Source organism: Flavobacterium croceum DSM 17960, assembly GCF_002917885.1.
Taxonomy (GTDB): Bacteria; Bacteroidota; Bacteroidia; order Flavobacteriales; family Flavobacteriaceae; genus Flavobacterium; species Flavobacterium croceum.
In genome coordinates this window covers 83,986-102,168 of sequence record NZ_PQNY01000011.1, presented here as the reverse complement: position 1 = coordinate 102,168, position 18,183 = coordinate 83,986, and the positions used below count along the sequence as shown (strand labels likewise).

The 18,183-nt window shown below is 30.3% G+C and carries 19 protein-coding genes; 11 read left to right on the top strand and 8 right to left on the bottom strand.

The genetic code is table 11. The features are described from left to right. Nucleotides 1-30 precede the first annotated feature (30 nt). From Q361_RS09535 to Q361_RS09520, 4 genes are read left to right on the top strand one after another with little or no spacing between them, the layout of a single operon-like run. The gene (locus Q361_RS09535) at nt 31-768 is read left to right on the top strand and encodes a thioredoxin domain-containing protein (protein WP_103726499.1); all 738 of its coding nucleotides are present in this window, start codon (nt 31-33) and stop codon (nt 766-768) included. 1 nt (nt 769) lies between these two features. After that, on the top strand, nt 770-1,444 hold the full coding sequence (locus Q361_RS09530) for a DUF2461 domain-containing protein (protein WP_103726498.1): 675 nt from the start codon (nt 770-772) through the stop codon (nt 1,442-1,444). 2 nt (nt 1,445-1,446) lie between these two features. After that, nucleotides 1,447-2,460, top strand: coding sequence for a UDP-N-acetylmuramate dehydrogenase (gene murB, locus Q361_RS09525; RefSeq protein ID WP_103726497.1), 1,014 nt, complete (start codon nt 1,447-1,449; stop codon nt 2,458-2,460). Beyond that, nucleotides 2,460-2,960 carry a GNAT family N-acetyltransferase gene (locus tag Q361_RS09520; RefSeq protein ID WP_103726496.1) on the top strand — a complete coding sequence of 167 codons (501 nt, stop codon included), beginning with the start codon at nt 2,460-2,462 and terminating at the stop codon, nt 2,958-2,960. The genes murB and Q361_RS09520 overlap by 1 nt, the downstream gene beginning before the upstream one ends. Here the strand turns inward: Q361_RS09520 and Q361_RS09515 are convergent. The 6 genes from Q361_RS09515 to Q361_RS09490 all read right to left on the bottom strand — a co-directional run bounded on the left by Q361_RS09515 (nt 2,948) and on the right by Q361_RS09490 (nt 9,079). Continuing rightward, nucleotides 2,948-5,602 (bottom strand): peptidase associated/transthyretin-like domain-containing protein, encoded by a 2,655-nt coding sequence (locus Q361_RS09515; protein WP_103726495.1) that lies wholly within the window; start codon nt 5,600-5,602, stop codon nt 2,948-2,950. The genes Q361_RS09520 and Q361_RS09515 overlap by 13 nt on opposite strands. Nucleotides 5,603-5,663: 61 nt before the next feature. After that, on the bottom strand, nt 5,664-6,419 hold the full coding sequence (locus Q361_RS09510) for a GLPGLI family protein (RefSeq protein WP_103726494.1): 756 nt from the start codon (nt 6,417-6,419) through the stop codon (nt 5,664-5,666). Between the two features lie 35 nt (nt 6,420-6,454). Next, entirely contained in the window at nt 6,455-7,144 is a 690-nt protein-coding gene (locus tag Q361_RS09505) for a GLPGLI family protein (protein WP_262496233.1), read from the bottom strand. A gap of 18 nt (nt 7,145-7,162) precedes the next feature. Beyond that, on the bottom strand, nt 7,163-7,903 hold the full coding sequence (locus Q361_RS09500) for a GLPGLI family protein (RefSeq protein WP_103726492.1): 741 nt from the start codon (nt 7,901-7,903) through the stop codon (nt 7,163-7,165). A gap of 61 nt (nt 7,904-7,964) precedes the next feature. Then, nucleotides 7,965-8,231, bottom strand: a complete 267-nt coding sequence (locus Q361_RS09495; RefSeq protein WP_103726491.1) for a hypothetical protein — start codon at nt 8,229-8,231, stop codon at nt 7,965-7,967. A 173-nt stretch (nt 8,232-8,404) separates the two neighbouring features. After that, entirely contained in the window at nt 8,405-9,079 is a 675-nt protein-coding gene (locus Q361_RS09490) for a GLPGLI family protein (protein WP_103726490.1), read from the bottom strand. Between the two features lie 118 nt (nt 9,080-9,197). On the opposite strand from Q361_RS09490, the gene Q361_RS09485 reads away from it, so the two are divergent. The 6 genes from Q361_RS09485 (at nt 9,198) to gap (ending at nt 15,067) form a co-directional block, all read left to right on the top strand. Then, nucleotides 9,198-9,812, top strand: coding sequence for an FMN-binding negative transcriptional regulator (locus tag Q361_RS09485; protein ID WP_103726489.1), 615 nt, complete (start codon nt 9,198-9,200; stop codon nt 9,810-9,812). Between the two features lie 67 nt (nt 9,813-9,879). Then, on the top strand, nt 9,880-10,992 hold the full coding sequence (locus Q361_RS09480) for a glycosyltransferase (RefSeq protein WP_103726488.1): 1,113 nt from the start codon (nt 9,880-9,882) through the stop codon (nt 10,990-10,992). Beyond that, entirely contained in the window at nt 10,983-11,537 is a 555-nt protein-coding gene (locus tag Q361_RS09475; RefSeq protein WP_103726487.1) for an RNA polymerase sigma factor, read from the top strand. The genes Q361_RS09480 and Q361_RS09475 overlap by 10 nt, the downstream gene beginning before the upstream one ends. A 113-nt stretch (nt 11,538-11,650) precedes the next feature. After that, a complete protein-coding gene (locus tag Q361_RS09470; protein WP_103726486.1) occupies nt 11,651-12,478 on the top strand; it encodes an energy transducer TonB in 828 nt (275 codons plus the stop codon). Nucleotides 12,479-12,613: 135 nt separating this feature from the next. Beyond that, nucleotides 12,614-13,486 (top strand): lipoyl synthase, encoded by an 873-nt coding sequence (lipA, locus tag Q361_RS09465; protein WP_103726485.1) that lies wholly within the window; start codon nt 12,614-12,616, stop codon nt 13,484-13,486. 573 nt (nt 13,487-14,059) lie between these two features. Then, nucleotides 14,060-15,067: a type I glyceraldehyde-3-phosphate dehydrogenase gene (gene gap / locus Q361_RS09455; RefSeq protein WP_103726483.1), complete on the top strand. Its 1,008-nt coding sequence runs from the start codon at nt 14,060-14,062 to the stop codon at nt 15,065-15,067. 24 nt (nt 15,068-15,091) lie between these two features. On the opposite strand, the gene Q361_RS09450 is transcribed toward gap, so the two are convergent. Together Q361_RS09450 and lpxK are read right to left on the bottom strand one after the other, a co-directional pair. Further along, the gene (locus tag Q361_RS09450; RefSeq protein ID WP_103726482.1) at nt 15,092-15,904 is read right to left on the bottom strand and encodes a purine-nucleoside phosphorylase; all 813 of its coding nucleotides are present in this window, start codon (nt 15,902-15,904) and stop codon (nt 15,092-15,094) included. Next, on the bottom strand, nt 15,876-16,901 hold the full coding sequence (gene lpxK, locus Q361_RS09445) for a tetraacyldisaccharide 4'-kinase (RefSeq protein WP_103726481.1): 1,026 nt from the start codon (nt 16,899-16,901) through the stop codon (nt 15,876-15,878). The genes Q361_RS09450 and lpxK overlap by 29 nt, the downstream gene beginning before the upstream one ends. A 185-nt stretch (nt 16,902-17,086) precedes the next feature. Here lpxK and Q361_RS09440 point away from each other — a divergent pair, with 185 nt between their 5' ends. Beyond that, nucleotides 17,087-18,181: a Nif3-like dinuclear metal center hexameric protein gene (locus Q361_RS09440; RefSeq protein ID WP_103726520.1), complete on the top strand. Its 1,095-nt coding sequence runs from the start codon at nt 17,087-17,089 to the stop codon at nt 18,179-18,181. Nucleotides 18,182-18,183: the final 2 nt, after the last annotated feature.

Below are 18,183 nucleotides of genomic sequence, written 5' to 3'. Positions count from 1 at the left end.
TTTTGAAAAAAATTTAAACGGACAAATACAATGAAAACAAACTTTTTAATACTTACGCTTACCGCTTTACTTTTGGTAAATTGCAAACAAAACACTGAGTCTTCTTCTACAAAAACAGCTACAGAACTCAAGGTTACAACTATACAAACCATAGCTCCTGCCGAGTTTGCCGAGGCTTTATCTAAAGAACCGAATGCGCAACTTATCGATGTGCGATCGCCAAAAGAGTTTGATTCCGATCATTTGGAAGGTGCTATAAACATAGATTACAATAGCCCTGAGTTTAAATCGGAAATCGAAAAATTAGATAAATCTAAACCAACATTTGTATATTGTTTAAGCGGAGGAAGAAGCGCATCGGCTATACAAACCATGAAAGAATTAGGATTTACAAACCTTACTGAACTTGAAGGTGGTATGCTTAAATGGCGAAATTCTGGTGTACAACAAACCGCTGCTGTAGAAGCTAAGGGTATGACTAAAAACGATTTTGAAAAATTAATCAATTCAGACAAAAAAGTTTTAGTCGATTTTAATGCTACTTGGTGTGGTCCTTGCCGAAAAATGGGACCTTATTTAGACAAAATGAAAGAAGAATTTAAAGGTAAAGGTATCGCAATTGTTAAAATAGATGTCGATGAAAACCCTACGCTATCGAGCGAACTTAAAATAGACGGAATTCCGCACTTGATGCTTTTTGAAAATGGTAAAAAAGTGTGGGAAAATGTAGGCTATTTACCCGAAGAAGAAGTTCGAAAACATTTATAATATGGTTACTGCAGAAGCATTTCAATTTTTGGAAGAACTTAAAATCAACAATAATACCGAATGGTTTCACAGTCAAAAAAAACGCTATGAAGACTATAAGAAATGGTATTATGCATTGATTGCCGACTTGCTGGAGGAAATGAAAAAACACGATCCAAAGCTAGAACCCTTGGAAGTTAAACATTGTACTTTTAGAATAAATAGGGATATTCGTTTTTCTAAAGACAAATCTCCTTACAAAACCAATATGGGTATTTGGTTAAGTCAAAATAAAAACAGTAAAAATAGTCCAGGATATTATCTACACTATGAAAAAGGAAATTCTTTTATAGCTGGTGGCGTGTGGTGTCCAGAAAGTGAAGAATTAAAAAAAATACGCAAGGAAATTGCTTTTTTTTATGATGATTTAGAAAATATTGTATCTAATACTAATTTTAAATCGACTTTTACAAAACTTAGTGATGATGAGTCTAGTAAACTAAAAAAAGCACCTAAGGGTTATGAACCCGAACATCCCGCAATAGAATTTTTAAAACTAAAGAGTTTTACTTCTTCGTATAAAATTAATGATAAAGACTTTAACAAATCTAACTTTGTACAAGAAGTAACTCAAAAGTGGCTACATTTAAAACCTTTAAACGATTTTCTTACTAGAGCTCTAGAAACAGAAGAATAACTATGCAAATTCAAGAACATTTCCCTTTAAAAAAATACAATACATTTGGTATCGAAGCGTTTGCAAAACGATACATCAAGGTAACCAATTTATCTGAATTGGAGCACGTATTGCATACTTACAAAAGCGACAAATTATTTATTTTGGGTGGCGGAAGCAATATGCTTTTAACTCAAGATATAGACGCTTTGGTTATACATATTGACATCAAAGGAAAGAAAGTTGTTGAAGAAAATGAAGATTATGTTTGGGTAGAAGCAAATGCTGGTGAAAATTGGCACGAATTTGTAGTGTGGTGTATTGATCAAAACTTTGGCGGACTCGAAAATATGTCGCTTATACCTGGTAATGTAGGTACAACCCCTGTACAAAACATAGGTGCTTATGGCACAGAAATAAAAGATACATTTGTACGCTGTACCGCTATGGAAATAGCTACACAACAACTGAAAACATTCAGTAGAGATGAGTGTCATTTTTCGTATAGAGAAAGTATTTTTAAACAAGAAGCCAAAGGAAAATACATTATAACTTCGGTGGTTTTTAAACTCACAAAGCGCCATCATAACATAAATGTTGAATATGGCGATATAAAAAATCAATTGGCCTCAAAACATATAGAAAATCCTACTATAAAAGATGTTTCCAATGCCGTAATTGCAATAAGAGAAAGTAAATTGCCAAATCCAAAAGAATTGGGAAATAGCGGTAGTTTTTTTAAAAATCCTATTATTACAAAAGATCATTTTAATGCAGTACAGCAAAAATTTCCAGATATAAAACATTTTCAAGTATCGGATACTTTGGTTAAAGTTCCTGCTGGTTGGCTTATAGAACAAGCGGGTTACAAAGGCTTTAGAAAAGGTGATGCAGGCGTGCATAAAAATCAAGCATTGGTTTTAGTAAATTACGGAAACGCCACAGGACAAGATATTTTAAACCTTTCAAAAGAAGTACAAAAAGCTGTTTTAGATAAATTTGATATAGCTATTGAAGCCGAAGTTAATATCATATAATGAAAATTATAGAAACCAATCGATTCTATTTAAGAACGTTTCAAGAAACAGACGCTTTCCATTTATTTTCCCTAAACAGTGATTGTGAAGTATTAAAATACACAGGTGATGTACCATTTGAAACTGTAGATGATGCTTTAGAATTTATAAAAAATTACAGAGCCTATCTAGATTTTGGTATGGGGCGCTGGGCAGTAATTCTTAAAGAAAACAATGCCTTTTTAGGATGGTGTGGTCTAAAATACAATCCCAAAACCGAACAAGTAGATTTAGGATTTCGATTCTTTCAAAAATATTGGAATAAAGGTTATGCTACAGAAGCGGCTCAAGCTTGTATAGAATATGGCTTTACAAAATTAAAACTTCAAAAAATAGTGGGTAGAGCTATGCAAGAAAACAAAGCTTCTATACAAGTTTTAAGAAAAGTAGGTATGACGTATGTAAGCACTATAGATTTTGAAGAACATCGAGGGGTTTTGTATGAAATTTATAATTTATAACTTAAACTTAACAATACAATTCTCGGTAAAATATAGGTTGTTTGCTGTGATATTATGTAATCTGAAAAAGAATAATTATTTTTTTGTTTAGTATCAAAAACATTATTCACAGATAATTCAAAAGTAAAAGGATTGTTTTTCTTTTGGTAACGTAAAGAACAATCTGTAACTTGAAAAAAGTTTATGCTTTTACTGTTTTCAAAATTTGACAAGCTTACATAGTTTACTTTAAAAATTAGATTCTTAAAAAAGGTGATTTCGGTTTCTGCTCTAAACTCATTGGAGCTAAATCGAGAAGTAGATAAACCTGATAATTGGGTAAAGTTTTTTGTATATCCTAGCATAAAATCGGGCCATTTTTTGTGAGCTGTTTTTACAGAAGCACCAATACTTTGATTATTTCTATTTGTAGAAAAATTTGCATTATTTGTAGTTTGGATATAATTGTACCAAGATAAACTTGTTTTTAGTTTACATGTAAATCGGTATATTTTTTTACTCACATCTGTTAATAATCTCCACGAAGTTTCTGGATTATTTGTAACAACAGGAGTGTTTATTTGATTAATTCCAGAAAGTACCACCTGATTACGAAGTGTTTGTTCTTTTTTGTTAAAATACAAATACGCATTCATTAGTATACCCCGAAACATATTCATTTTATTGTAATACAAACTAGCGTTATGATACTGTTCGTTTTGCAACATTGCGTTTCCTTTGTAAACCAAATTATAGCTTTGCAGTGTATAATTTTCGGCATACGCAGAGGCTTCAGCAAAAGAATTTATCAACTTATAATCAAACTGTATTTTCTCAGATTTGTTAAATTCATATTCGCTTGTAAACTGTGGTTGCCAAAAGTTTTTAGTAATAGTATTGTTGTTGATTTGTTGCGTAATTAAATGGTATTTATGAAAATAAATTGCTGGTTTGTTAATCCATTTTCCAAGTTTAAATTTATACTCAAGTCCAACATAAAAATCATTTAATTGATAATGCAAACGATTACCAAAGCCATCAAAATTATTTACAAGATTGGTAGACAAGACTTGTTGCTCTTGTGTGCTAAACAATGTGTTTTCAAAGTTGTTACCAAACACAGAATAAATATGGTTTTTATTGTTTACTATCCAATAATGTTTGCCTAAAATATCAACACTATGATTTTGTATTTCTTTTGTTTGATTTATAACATAAAAAGCATCACTAACTATAGGTATAACCCCCGATAAAAAAGGTTGATCGGTAAACCAATGATTTTGTGGTTTTGTTTTTTGGTAAGCATGATTAATTACAAATGTTGTATTGTGGTTATCATTGTAAGATTTATGCCATTCAAAATAATCTTTAAAAGATATATTGTCTGCTTTGGATAGCGTTTGAAAATTGGTGTTTAGGGTATTCGTAACCGATTTTAACAAATTATCAGTATTGTTATTACTTGCTTGAAATTGAATATTATAAAAAACTCGACTTGTTTTACTAAAATTAAAATCAAACTTTATGTTGGTAATACCCAAAATTGATTTTGAACTATTATTTAATGTTTTATTTTCGAATGAACTAAAACTGCTCTGTAAGTATTGATTATTACTTTCTTGAAATGCATTTAATAGTATTTTAGAAAAAATTGAATAACCAGAAATTGTGATTTTTTTATGAGCTGTAAAGCTATAGTTTAACGCTCCAAATTGAGACTTATTTTGCACGACATCTGTATTATCGTTTGTAAATGAAAATAAGTTGGTAAGCGATTTTCTACCCGAAATAAAACTGCTTATTCCTCCATCAAAACGTAATAAATCTTCAAATGTAAAAGTACTTCGACCTACATTGTTTATATCACCAATAAAGCTAATATTGTTTTTAGGTGTATAATAAAACAAAGCTGCATGAGCTAGATGATACCCTGTAGTATTTGCCACTTCTGCGGCAGCTTCTAGGTCTCCAAACACAAATTTCTTTTTATCAGATTTGAGTTTTACATTCATAGCAAGATCTTCACTATCTGACACTTGTTTCATAAAACCAACTTCATTAAAATGGTCTATTACTTCAATTTTATCTAGAGCATTTGCCGGAATATTTTCAACAGCAAGTTTACTTCCTCCTCCAAAAAAAGATTTCCCTTCTACAAGCATTTTAGTAACCTTTTTTCCTTGAACCGTTACATTGCCTTTTTTATCTACTTCTACTCCAGGCAATTTCTCAAGAACTTCTTTCATTTTGCGCTCGTTACCATTTGCAAACGCTTTTATATCGTAGGTTAAAGTATCTTTCTTTATATCTATGGGTTTATACTCATGCTTTATTATTACTTCTTTTAGAGTTTCTCCTGTTGGCACTAACTTAAAATCGTGATTTGTAATGGTGCTATTGGGCTGTATTACAAAAATTTCTTCTTTATAGCTTATGTAAGATACACTTACCTCATATTCAATACCGTTTTCTAGTTCAAGTTTGTATCTACCCAAATTATCGGCTATGGCAAATTTAAGAGAGGCTTTTTGTTGAAGTGGCTTGGCTATTATATTGGCACTTTCTAAAGGCTTTAAAGTACTCTGGTCTAAAACTTTACCTGTAAGCGTTTGAGAAAAAATGATGTATGGAAAAAATAGAAAAAGAAATAGTTTTTTTGGCATTATGTGTAAGTTATGATTTTATGAGATTTAAGGATAACCGCTTCGACTAAATTTAAAATAACTAATTATTATTTTTTATTTTTTGAATTTCACGGTATATTTTTGCATTAATATCTTGAAATTCACTTTCTGTTACCTCCATTCCTTTGTTGGGTTTATCTACTTTATCTGTTGTATTTAAATTAATTTTTGTTGCATATAAATATTTTATTCCGTCTAGTGTACCTTCTAAAACTAAACCAGGTAAACCGTCTAATCCCATAGGGCCAAAACTTGAAGGTATATCTGGTGTAAACCAAACCACAGGATGCAAAATGGTAGTAGTTTCTCTACCTTTATCTATCTTCTCTATCGTTGTTATTGCCTTATAACATTTAAAACCATTTACAACTTTGGTTTCACTTGTGATTTCCCAATTATATTGTTGAAATGGTACTGATACGTTAAATTTTTGTCCTTGAAGCTCTGCTTGATACATTTTTTCTTTTTGCTTATTATTTTTATAATATACAAGAGTACCTCCGTTAATTATGGTTGCAATTCGGTAATCATGGTTACTTTTTTCTTCGAGTTTATCTACTATTTGATAAATACTTGAAATGGAATCAAATACTAATGAAAATTGTATTTTTTCTTGGTTTTTCAAAAATTTTGAAGGAACATCTTTCTTTATAGTATCTTTAGCATGCATATCTACTCTATTCAAACCTCCCAAAGCTATATTATAAATAACTGTAGTACTTTTTTGAGCATGCAATAGTAGAGTATTACATAGTATAAAAATAAATAGTAGAAACTTTATTTTTCTTAATATCATAAGCAACAAGGTTATATGCCACAATATTATTTTGGCTAATCGTGGTTATCAAAAATTTGTTTTTCGAGTAACTCTTCCAATTGCTTTTCTGTTACTACTTTACCTTTTGAAGGTTTTTTAATATTGACAGTTTCTTGTTTATTTAATTCTATTTTAACGAGTCCGAATAATGTGCTTCTTTCTTGTAATTCGAGAATTAATCCTGGCAAACCACCATAACCTTTAGGTCCATAAGGCGCTGGAATTTTTGGACAATACCAAGCAATAACAGGAAAAGTAAATGAATCTATCGTTTTTGTAGTTGTGGCTTTATAACACAAAAAATCATTTATCATTTTTGTTTCATTTGCAAAATTCCAATTGTAAACACAATCTTTTTGAACAACAAGATTTCCTAAACCTTCTATTTCTACTTGATTAAATAAAAAATCATCAAACTTGTTTTTGTAATAAACTCCGTTTACTCCAGAAAATGAAAGAGAAAAACTAATATTTTGATTATCCGACTCTAAGTGTTCATTGGTATAAAAAACCATTTCACTTTCGTTAAAATCAATAGTAAATGTAATGTATTTAGCATTTTGTTTTGCTATTTCGTAAAAACTAGAAATTTCACTTTTTTCAAATTTTTCGTCTTCTCCAAAAGTTAAACTATATTGAGCAGAGCCGTTTTTAATTTGCCCCATTACATACAACGGTAATAATATGTATAATAAATATTTCAAATGCGGTTAAATAATTTACTAATTTCTATCATTGTGAATTTTTATGAGCATGTTTTCTACATCTTTAAGTGTAATTTTTTTGCCTTCTGTAATTTTTTCAATTTTTGCATCTTTTACATCAAATTCAATTTTTGAAGCATAAAAATACATTTTATTGTTTATTGATGCTTCCAATACTAAACCTGGCAAACCATCTAACCCTATTGGCCCAAAAGAACTCGGTATACTTGGTGTAAACCATACTTCTTTCATTATTGTTAGTTTTCTTTTTGTAATTGGGTTATAAATATCCTCGTAGGTTGTGGTTGCTTTGTAACAAAGATAGCCATTTATGGTTTTGCTTTCGTTGGTTATATTCCATTTGTATTGGTCGTATGGCAATTCTACTATATATTTTCCATCAAACGATGAGTTATCAAAATAAAATTTTTCTTTAGTTTCTATGTTTTTATAATAAATTTCGTTATCAATTTCAAAATTTAATAGTTCTTTATCATTGTCATTCTTCATTACTTCAATTTTCTTAAACTGAGATTCAGTGTTATTGTACAGCAATTCAAACTCTCTATTAAATTCAAGTTCAAAACTTTTTTTAAGTTTTAAATACATTTCGCTATTAGCAACTGGATTGCTTGCATTTTTTAGTTTATCTGCTTCTGTTTCGGTATTATATCTGGCTTTTTTGTATATTACTCGTGTTGTTTGAGAGTAGACATAGAAAAAATTTAGCAACATTAAAATTATTATTAACTTTTTCATATAATATTATTTAAAAAATTACAACCAAACACAAAATTGAATTTGGTTGTAATTGGAATTATTAATGTTGTGAATTCATACAATTATTGTACATCATATTGTATAATGAATTATACATTTTCGAGCTTTCAATACAACCAAAACTGTCTTCAAAAAGTTCCATACATGCTCCTGCTACTTGATTGCAATCTGCTACAACAATCTGATTAGATTGTTCATTTTTTTGCACTTTATTCTCTTTCACTATTTCCTCATCGGCCATTGTACTTGCCATACTAACACCGCTAAAAGCTATAAAAGCTAGTGCAGTAAAAATTACTTTTTTCATTTTCTTAAAATTTAAAATTAAACATTTGCGTTGGTTAACCAATACAAATGTGAAAAAAAAAATGATAATTGCAAATTTTTATGTTAAATTTATCAATGAAATACTCAATAAATATATTTTTTGTAAGTAAAATATGTAGTTTTTTTTTGTTTAAGTACATTATTCTAGTGTATTTATTCTTTTAACTTATATACTTTTCTAAACAAATCTTCCATAGTAATCACTTTTTTATGAGTGTCAAAAAAGATATTATTTTCTGTAGATTTTAAAATAGTCTGCGCTGTATAGGTAACTATTTTATCTTCTAGTTCCAATATAAAACCCTCTGGCACACTTATACCTTTTGGGCCACAACCAAAAGCCAATTTTTCGGTGTACCAAGCTGTTATGGGATATAAGGTATCTAGCTTTCCGTTTCCATAATCTATTTTTAAAACACAAGATGCTTTCTTGCATGTATATCCTAAAATTTCCTTTACATCGGTGGCATATTCCCAATGGGTTATATACCTGTAAGACAGTAATGTATCTTTATGTAAGGGTTCTTTTTCTTCCAAAAAAACTACATTAGAATTATTTTGTTTATAATAATTTCCTTCTGTATACGTGGCTGCTTCTAGAATAGAATAGTCATCACGAGATAATTTGCTAGGATTTTGAAAATATTTCATAAAAGTATCATTAAAAAGCAAAGTGGTAGTGTAAAGCTTTACCTTATCTTGAGCGTTTTTACCCAAATAGTCTTCTATCATATCTACATCTGTATTAAAACTTATGCTGTATGTTACCTCTTGTGTTTGACTAAAAATTATGGAGGTATACATCAATAAAAAGGTTATTTTTTTCATATTTAATGGGTTTGACAATTTATTAACGCTTTGTTTTTATGTTTATTACTAATAAACATTACAAAATGGCAAAATCTATTAAGTATATTTGCTATATTAACATTCTATATAGATACAAATGTACATTCCTAAAATATATGCCCTCGAAAATTTAGAGGAAATTCTAGAGTTTATCAAAAAATATAGTTTTTGTACTTTGGTAAACCAAAATCACGAAAAAATTTGGGCAACACATATTCCTTTACTTCTAGAAAAAACCAATGAGCAGTTGCTATTGCATGGTCATATCTCGAAACTAAATGAGCAAGGCAAGCTATTTGAAAGCAATCCATCGGTATTGGCAATATTTACTGGACCTCATAGTTATATATCACCTTCTTGGTACGACCATGAAAATGTGCCTACTTGGAACTATACAGCCGTACATGTTTATGGAACACTGACTGTTTTATCGTATGAGGAAACATTAGTATCGTTGCAAAAAATGATGAATCATTACGAAAGTGAGGCTCAAAGTTCTATTCGTTTTGAAAATTTATCCAAAAAAGTACAGCAAGAAGCAAAAGGTGTTCTCGCTTTTACTATTGCCATTGAAGATATACAAGCCGTAAAAAAACTATCTCAAAACCGAGACGATAAAAATTACAACCATATTATTACCAAACTTGAACAAAGCCAAAACAACCAAGCGCAAGAAATTGCTTTAGAAATGAAAAATAATAGAAAATTATAAGCAGAGAATAATATTCTATATCATTGTCAAATTTTGTATTTTTGCACCCGTTTATTAATTTTTACAAATGTACTTATTAGATATATTATTTTGGTTTTTTATTCTTATTGTAGCAATTCAATTTGTATACTACATTATTATCTTTGGTAAATTTTCTTTTGCTAAAAAACAAAATAATACCCAAAAAAATCTTCCCGTATCTGTAATAGTATGTGCAAAAAACGAAGAAGAAAATGTAAAAAAATTTATACCTTTTTTAGCAAAACAAAATTATCCCAATTACGAAATAGTGCTTATAGACGATGCTTCTAGAGACGAAACTTTAGAAATTTTTGAAGCTTTTGAAAAACAATACTCAAACATAAAACTAGTAAAAGTTGAAAACAATGAGGCTTTTTGGGGTAATAAAAAATTTGCACTCACTTTGGGAATAAAAGCTGCAAAAAACGAATATTTGGTTTTTATAGATGCCGATTGTTATCCAGAATCTGAAGATTGGTTGAAAGAAATTACAGCTTGTTTTTCTATAGAAAAGAAAATTGTGTTAGGTTACGGTGCTTACGAAAAAATTAAAAACTCATTCTTAAATAAATTAATTCGATTTGAAACCTTACTTACTGCAACGCAATATTTTTCGTGGGCAAAATTAGGCAAACCTTATATGGGTGTTGGAAGAAATATGGCTTACAAACGCGAAGAATTTTTTAGAGTAAGAGGGTTTATGGATCACATGAAAATACGCTCTGGTGATGATGACTTGTTTATCAATCAAGCTGCAAACAACCAAAATACCGCTATTTGCTTTACCGATAAAAGTTTTACCTATTCGATGCCTAAAACACGCTTTAAAGATTGGTTTATGCAAAAAAGAAGGCACGTTTCTACAGCATCTCACTATAAACTTAGTGATAAAGTAAAACTTGGTTTATTTTATACTTCGCAACTCTTATTTTATATACTTGCCATTATTTTGTTAAGCACTTTATTTCAATGGATTGCAGTAGTATCCATAGTTGCGTTTAGATTTATTTTTGTGTATATTTCTATGGGATATTCAGCAAGTAAACTAAAAGAAAAAGATACCTTGTATTGGTTGCCTTTTATAGAAATCGCGCTTATACTTACTCAATTTCAAGTATTTACTACTAATCTATTTTCAAAACCTGTACATTGGAAATAAAAGATTATATAGTCAAAGCCAAAGCTGGCGATCAAGTCGCTTTTACTTACTTACTCGATAAGTATTGGAATGAGGTATATGGCTTTATGCTAAAGCGTACCGAAAACGAAACCGATGCCGAAGATATTACCATTGAAACTTTTTCAAAAGCATTTGACAAAATAGCAAATTACAACCCAGATTATCAATTTAATACATGGCTTATTGCTATTGCAAAAAATGTTCATATTGACTTATTACGAAAGAAAAAATCTTCTTTGTTTATCGAAATTACAGATGAAGAAGATCACCAAGCATACAATGTAGCCGATTCTTCTCCTTCTGCTGAAGATGATTTAATTACCGAACAAAATCTTTCTCAATTGCTACAATTCATTAAAGAATTGAAACCTCATTATCAAGAAATTATACAGCTTCGTTACTTTCAAGAGCTAAGTTATCAAGAAATTTCCGAACAACTTAACGAGCCACTAAGCAACGTAAAAATCAAACTATTAAGAGCAAAAAAGTTACTTGCTGAAGTTATTTTGCAAAAAAATAAATAGCTGTAAAATTAAATTTCACTTTCATTACAATATAACACAATTGTTTGCGTTATTATTACAAATAACCGCTATATGACAAAAAAATACCTAACAATTAATAAATTTTATAAATTATGTTCAACGTTAGTATTTTTGAAAAAAAATGGCTTGATCTTGTTTTTGAAGGAAAAAACAAAGAATATGGAGCCTATCAATTGCGTAGAGAAAACTCAAAAACAACTTTTTTTGCTTTTCTTACAGGAATAAGCATTATAGGAAGTGGTGTTTTTATTTTAAGCTCGTTTGCCACCACAAAACCTATAGTAACAGATGATGGACCAATATTAAAACCCGCTGTATCAATTGACGAATTTGTACATCATGTGCAAAATCTATCAAAGGAAAAAAAATTGGTTACACCTCCAAGTAACAAAAGCGAAACAATGCCAAAAAAACCATCTTTAGCCAATTTGGTGGTATCTAGCAGTTCGCAAGCACAACAAAATATTTTAACCAACGAAGATTTATTAAAACAACAACAAAATACATCTTCTACGGGAGTTACTGGAGGTACAGGTCAAAACGTAGGACAATTAGGTGGTGGTACAGATACAGGCGGAACAAATACAGATTCAAGCGGAAATGGTGGTGAAATTTTTGATACTTCTGCTGTTGAAATAGAACCAAGTTTTCCTGGTGGAGTAGACAAGTTTCGTCAGTTTATTGGCAGTAATTTTAGATTTGAATCAGACGATGATGAAAGTATAAACCTCTTAATTCAATTTATTGTTGAAAAAAATGGTCAGATTACCGATGTTGAAGTCGTTAAAAGCAATAATGAAGAAGCCAATAAAGAAGCTGTACGTGTGCTTAAATCTTTAAAAACAAAGTGGAATCCTGGTAAAATGGGCGACAAAGCTGTTCGTGTTCAATATAAAATTCCTATTCGAATCAATCCATAAATAATCTGATTTTAGTTTTTAGTTTGGTTGTGCCTGTTTGCTATTGTAAACAGGCATTTTTAGTTATTTTTATCAATCAATATAAGAATTTATAGATGTAAATATTAGTATCTTTGCAGGCAATATATCTTTACTATGGAAAACTCTTCAAACAATATATTTCCTCCGGTAGGAAAACCAAAATGGCTAAGAGTAAAGCTCCCTACAGGAAAAAACTATACCGAACTGCGCAGTTTGGTAGACAAATATAAACTCAACACCATTTGCACATCAGGTAGTTGCCCTAATATGGGCGAATGTTGGGGCGAAGGCACAGCAACTTTTATGATATTGGGCAACATCTGCACACGTTCTTGTGGATTTTGTGGTGTAAAAACAGGGCGTCCAGAAGATGTAGATTGGGACGAACCCGAAAAAGTAGCACGCTCTATAAAACTCATGAATATAAAACATGCAGTAATTACAAGTGTAGACAGAGATGACTTGAAAGATATGGGTTCTATAATTTGGCAAGAAACCGTAGAAGCTATACGAAGAATGAACCCGCAAACTACCTTAGAAACACTTATTCCAGATTTTCAAGGCATACACAAACATATAGATAGAATTGTAGAGGCAAATCCAGAGGTAGTTTCACACAATATGGAAACAGTCCGTAGGCTAACACGTGAAGTACGCATACAAGCAAAATACGATCGTAGTCTTGAAGTTTTAAACTATTTAAAAGAACAAGGTATTCGTAGAACCAAGTCGGGTATTATGTTAGGATTGGGCGAAACACAAGAAGAAGTTATCGAAACCATGCACGATATTCGCAACCAAAATGTAGATATCATCACCATTGGGCAATATTTGCAACCTAGTAAAAAACATTTACCTGTAAAATATTTTGTTACACCCGATGAATTTGCAAAATATGAACAAATAGGTAAAGAATTAGGTTTTAGACATGTAGAAAGTGGTGCTTTGGTACGCTCTAGCTATCATGCCGAGAAACATATTTTATAAGAATAAAACTATTAAATCTAATGGATTTTTTTAGACAATTTCATTCTTTAATATTAGTATTAGAAGAAATAACTCTAATAGAGTTACAATAATATAAAAAGAAAAAGAATTATATCTAACATCAAAAATCTTCATTGGATTTATTAATTGAATGTTATTTTTTTCTATTAATTTATCTACAATTTTATTATAAAAATTTATTAATAAAGCCAATGATAGAAACATAAAATCAAGACTAATTATTATAGGTAAAGCTTCGGTAATACTATTATTGGTCCAAAAACTATTAATGAAAAATATAAATAGGATTACAAAATAATATATAATTAAAAATATTAAAGGATTTTTTTATATTGGTAGAACCATTTATAACAAACGAAATTTTTTATAATTAATATTACTAAAAATAAAATAAATCTACTCATCAAAAATTTAATTTAAACATCCATTCATTTAAATCAAATATATGTATATTATTAGTTAGTATAATATCCTTTTTTATAATAATCCTAATTTTGAAATCCTTTCAAAAGAACGACTTGAATTAGACACAATTTCGGCAGTAAAAATACAATGGAAAAAATAAAAATTGCTATAAATGGTTTTGGTAGAATAGGAAGAAACCTTTTTAGACTACTTATCAATCATCCTACGATTGAAGTCGTTGCTATAAACGATATTGCAGACAATCGTACCATGGCTCATTTACTTAAATATGATAGTATTCATGGTAAACTACCACAAGAAGTTACTTTTACAAATGATGCCATTTTGGTTGATGGAATCCCTTTCTTATTTTTCCATGAAAAAGAAATTAGCCGTCTTCATTGGAAAAATTTGGCTGTTGATTTTGTAATTGAATGTACAGGAAAATTTAAAACTTTTGAAGAAATACAGCAACATATTGACGCTGGAGCAAAAAAAGTAATTCTTTCTGCACCTAGCGAAGTAGAAGAAATTAAAACCATAGTGCTTGGTGTTAATGAATTTACTTTAAACGGTACTGAAACAATAGTTTCAAATGCAAGTTGTACAACCAACAATGCTGCACCCATGATAAAAGTAATTGATGAACTTTGTGGTATTGAACAAGCTTATATCACAACGGTACATTCTTATACTACAGATCAAAGTTTGCACGATCAACCTCATAAAGACCTTCGTAGAGCGCGTGGTGCAACACAAAGCATAGTGCCTACTACTACAGGTGCTGCTAAAGCTTTAACCAAAATTTTTCCTAAATTGGATACCAAATTAGGAGGTTGTGGTATACGAGTACCTGTGCCCGATGGTTCACTTACCGATATTACTTGCAATGTATCCAAATCTATTTCGATAGAAGAAATCAATTTGGCATTCAAAACAGCATCTCAAACATACTTAAAAGGCATACTAGATTATACTGAAGATCCTATTGTTTCGGTGGATATTCTTGATAACCCTCATTCGTGTGTATTTGACGCTCAACTAACTTCTGTAATAGACAATATGGTGAAAGTTGTAGGATGGTATGATAATGAAATTGGATATTCTAATAGATTAATAGATTTAATACTCTACATGAATTTGATAAAAAAATAGTTGCTCAAAAAGCAACTATTTTTTTTAATATTGATGTATTAATTCTCTTATAAGTTTTCTTACATGAGGTTCTGCTTGCTGTGCAGCCTTGAGTACCTCTGCATGATTTACTTCTTCTATGTTTTCTTCATCGCCCATATCGGTAATTACAGAAAGTCCAAAAGTTTCAAGCTCCATGTGTCGTGCTACAATCACTTCGGGTACTGTAGACATACCTACACAGTCTGCACCCAAAATTTTCACCATTTTATACTCATGCAAAGTTTCAAAAGTAGGACCTTGTAAACCTAAATACACGCCATCGTGAACTGTAATGTCATTTTCGTTGGCTATTTGTTTAACTTTTGAAATCATAGCTTTGCTATATGGCTCGCTCATGTTTACAAATCTTGGACCAAATCGCTCATCATTTTTGCCTCGCAAAGGATGCTCGGGCATCATGTTTATATGGTCTGTAATACAAACGATAGAACCAACCTTGTATGAGGTATTTACACCACCAGAAGCATTGGAAACAATCAGTTTTTTAACGCCTAAATATTTCATTACTCGAACAGGAAAAGTAACTTCTTGCATAGAATATCCTTCATAATAATGAAACCTTCCTTGCATAGCTACTACATTTTTACCTCCTACTTCACCAAATACCAAAGCACCTTTATGCCCTTGTACGGTAGAAACAGGAAAATTGGGTATTGAAGCATAATCCAATACATATTCTACATCTATATCGTTTGTAAAACTCCCTAATCCAGAGCCTAAAATAACACCATATTCTGGTGTAAATTGGGTTTTTTCTAAAATAAAATCAACCGTTTCTTGAACTTTTTCCCACATAATCTACTATTAATTTATCAAAATTGTCTCCACCAGAAATAAACTTACTTTGAATAGGTAAATAATATAATTTTTCAAAATAATTGTTAGGCATACGCACATAATCTTTTTCGGTGGTTACAATTGGTTTATTATTTGCTTTATTTTTTATTGTAACACATTCTTTTTCAGAAAAATAATGATGATCTGGAAAAACCATAATCTCATCATTTTCATTTTGCAAATATCGAAAAAATGGTTCAGGTTTGGCTATACCTGCTACCAATACTTTATTTGTGTGTTTTATTTGTTGTACTTCTATATCATCTATATTACTGTACAGCTTGTTGTCATAACCAATAGTTGTAAAAAACACAGATGCTTCTTTTTTACTATAAGGCTTTATTTTTTCAATATATTTTTGGCGCACAATATCCGACAAATCATTGGGGCATTTTGTGACAATTATCACATCGGCTCTTTTTGCTCCAGGTTTTGTTTCTCTTAAATTTCCTGTAGGCAACACAAAATCTTTTACAAATAAATCGTCAAATGCTGTGAGCAAGATGTAAAAACCTGCTTTAACTTTTCTATGTTGGAAAGCGTCATCAAGTAAAATTACATCAGGCTTGTATTGGTTTATTAAGTTTTTTATGCCTAAAGTTCTATTCGCCTCTACTGCAACGGTAACTTGAGGAAACTTTTTATAGATTTGAAAAGGTTCATCTCCAATCATTTCTAGAGTTGTAGATGAATTCGCTACCAAAAAACCTTTGGTTTTTCTTTTATATCCTCTACTTAATGTTGCTAATTTATAATGAGGTGATAATAAACGTATCAAATATTCTATTTGTGGGGTTTTACCTGTACCCCCAACACTTAAATTTCCTACGGCTATAATTGGAATTGAAAAACTAGTAGATTTTTTAAGTTGAACATCGTATAAAAAATTACGAATTGTAGTTATCAAACCATATAAGATAGAAAAAGGAAAAAGAATTTTTCGCAATAAATTCATACGAGCAATTTAGCAAACTATTTTAATCATTATAGTAATGATACGAGCCTATAATAAGCTGTAACACTATAAAAATGATTATTACCAAAAGCAAAGATACAAAACACAACGGTAAAAAATCTTCTGTACCAAATTTAAACTTTCATTTAGTATCTTTGAAACTTAAAAAAACACAATACTTTTCTATGCAAATAAGTTCTGTAATTACTGTTTTAGAAGAATTAGCTCCTCTAGCCTATGCTGAAGATTTTGACAATGTTGGCCTATTGGTAGGCGATAAAAACACTATTTGTACAGGAATTTTGGTATGCCACGATGCTTTGGAACAAGTAATTGATGAGGCTATAGCAAAAAATTGTAACCTCGTAGTATGCTTTCATCCTATTCTATTTTCGGGCATTAAAAAAATTACCGGACAAGATTATGTTCAAAAATCTGTAATAAAAGCTATAAAAAATGATATTGCTATTTATGCCATTCATACAGCTCTAGACAACCATAGAAATGGCGTTAATAAAATATTTTGCAATGCACTGGGCTTAATAAACACTAAAATATTAGTACCTAAGCAAAATTTTATACAAAAACTAGTTACCTATGCCCCTATTGATTGTGCAAATGCTGTAAAACAAGCCTTATTTAATGCTGGCGCAGGCAACATAGCAAACTACGACAACTGTAGTTTTACATCGGAAGGAATTGGAAGCTATAGAGGTAACGAGCTCAGTAATCCAACAATAGGTACAAAAGGGGTTCTTACACACACACTTGAACAAAAAATAGAAGTTATTTTTGAAAAACATCTACAAAAACAAATCATTAATGCTTTATTTTCAAGTCATATCTATGAAGAAATAGCTTATGAAATTTATAATCTAGAAAACAAACACCAACAAGTTGGACTAGGTATGATAGGCGAACTTGAACATGAAATAAACGAAATAGATTTTTTACATTTTGTAAAGAAAACCATGCAATGCGGAGGAATAAGGCATTCAAAATTATTGGGTAAAAACATTAAAAAAGTAGCTGTTTTAGGAGGCTCTGGAAGTTTTGCTATACCCAATGCAATTACAGCTCAAGCCGATATTTATGTAACGGCCGATTTAAAATACCACGATTTTTACAAAGCTGAAAACAAACTAGTTGTTGCTGATATTGGTCATTTTGAAAGTGAAAGATTTACAAAAAATTATATTGTTGATTTTCTTAAAGAAAAAATTACTAATTTTGCAATCGTTTTATCAGAAATAAATACAAATCCAGTTAAGTACTTATAAAT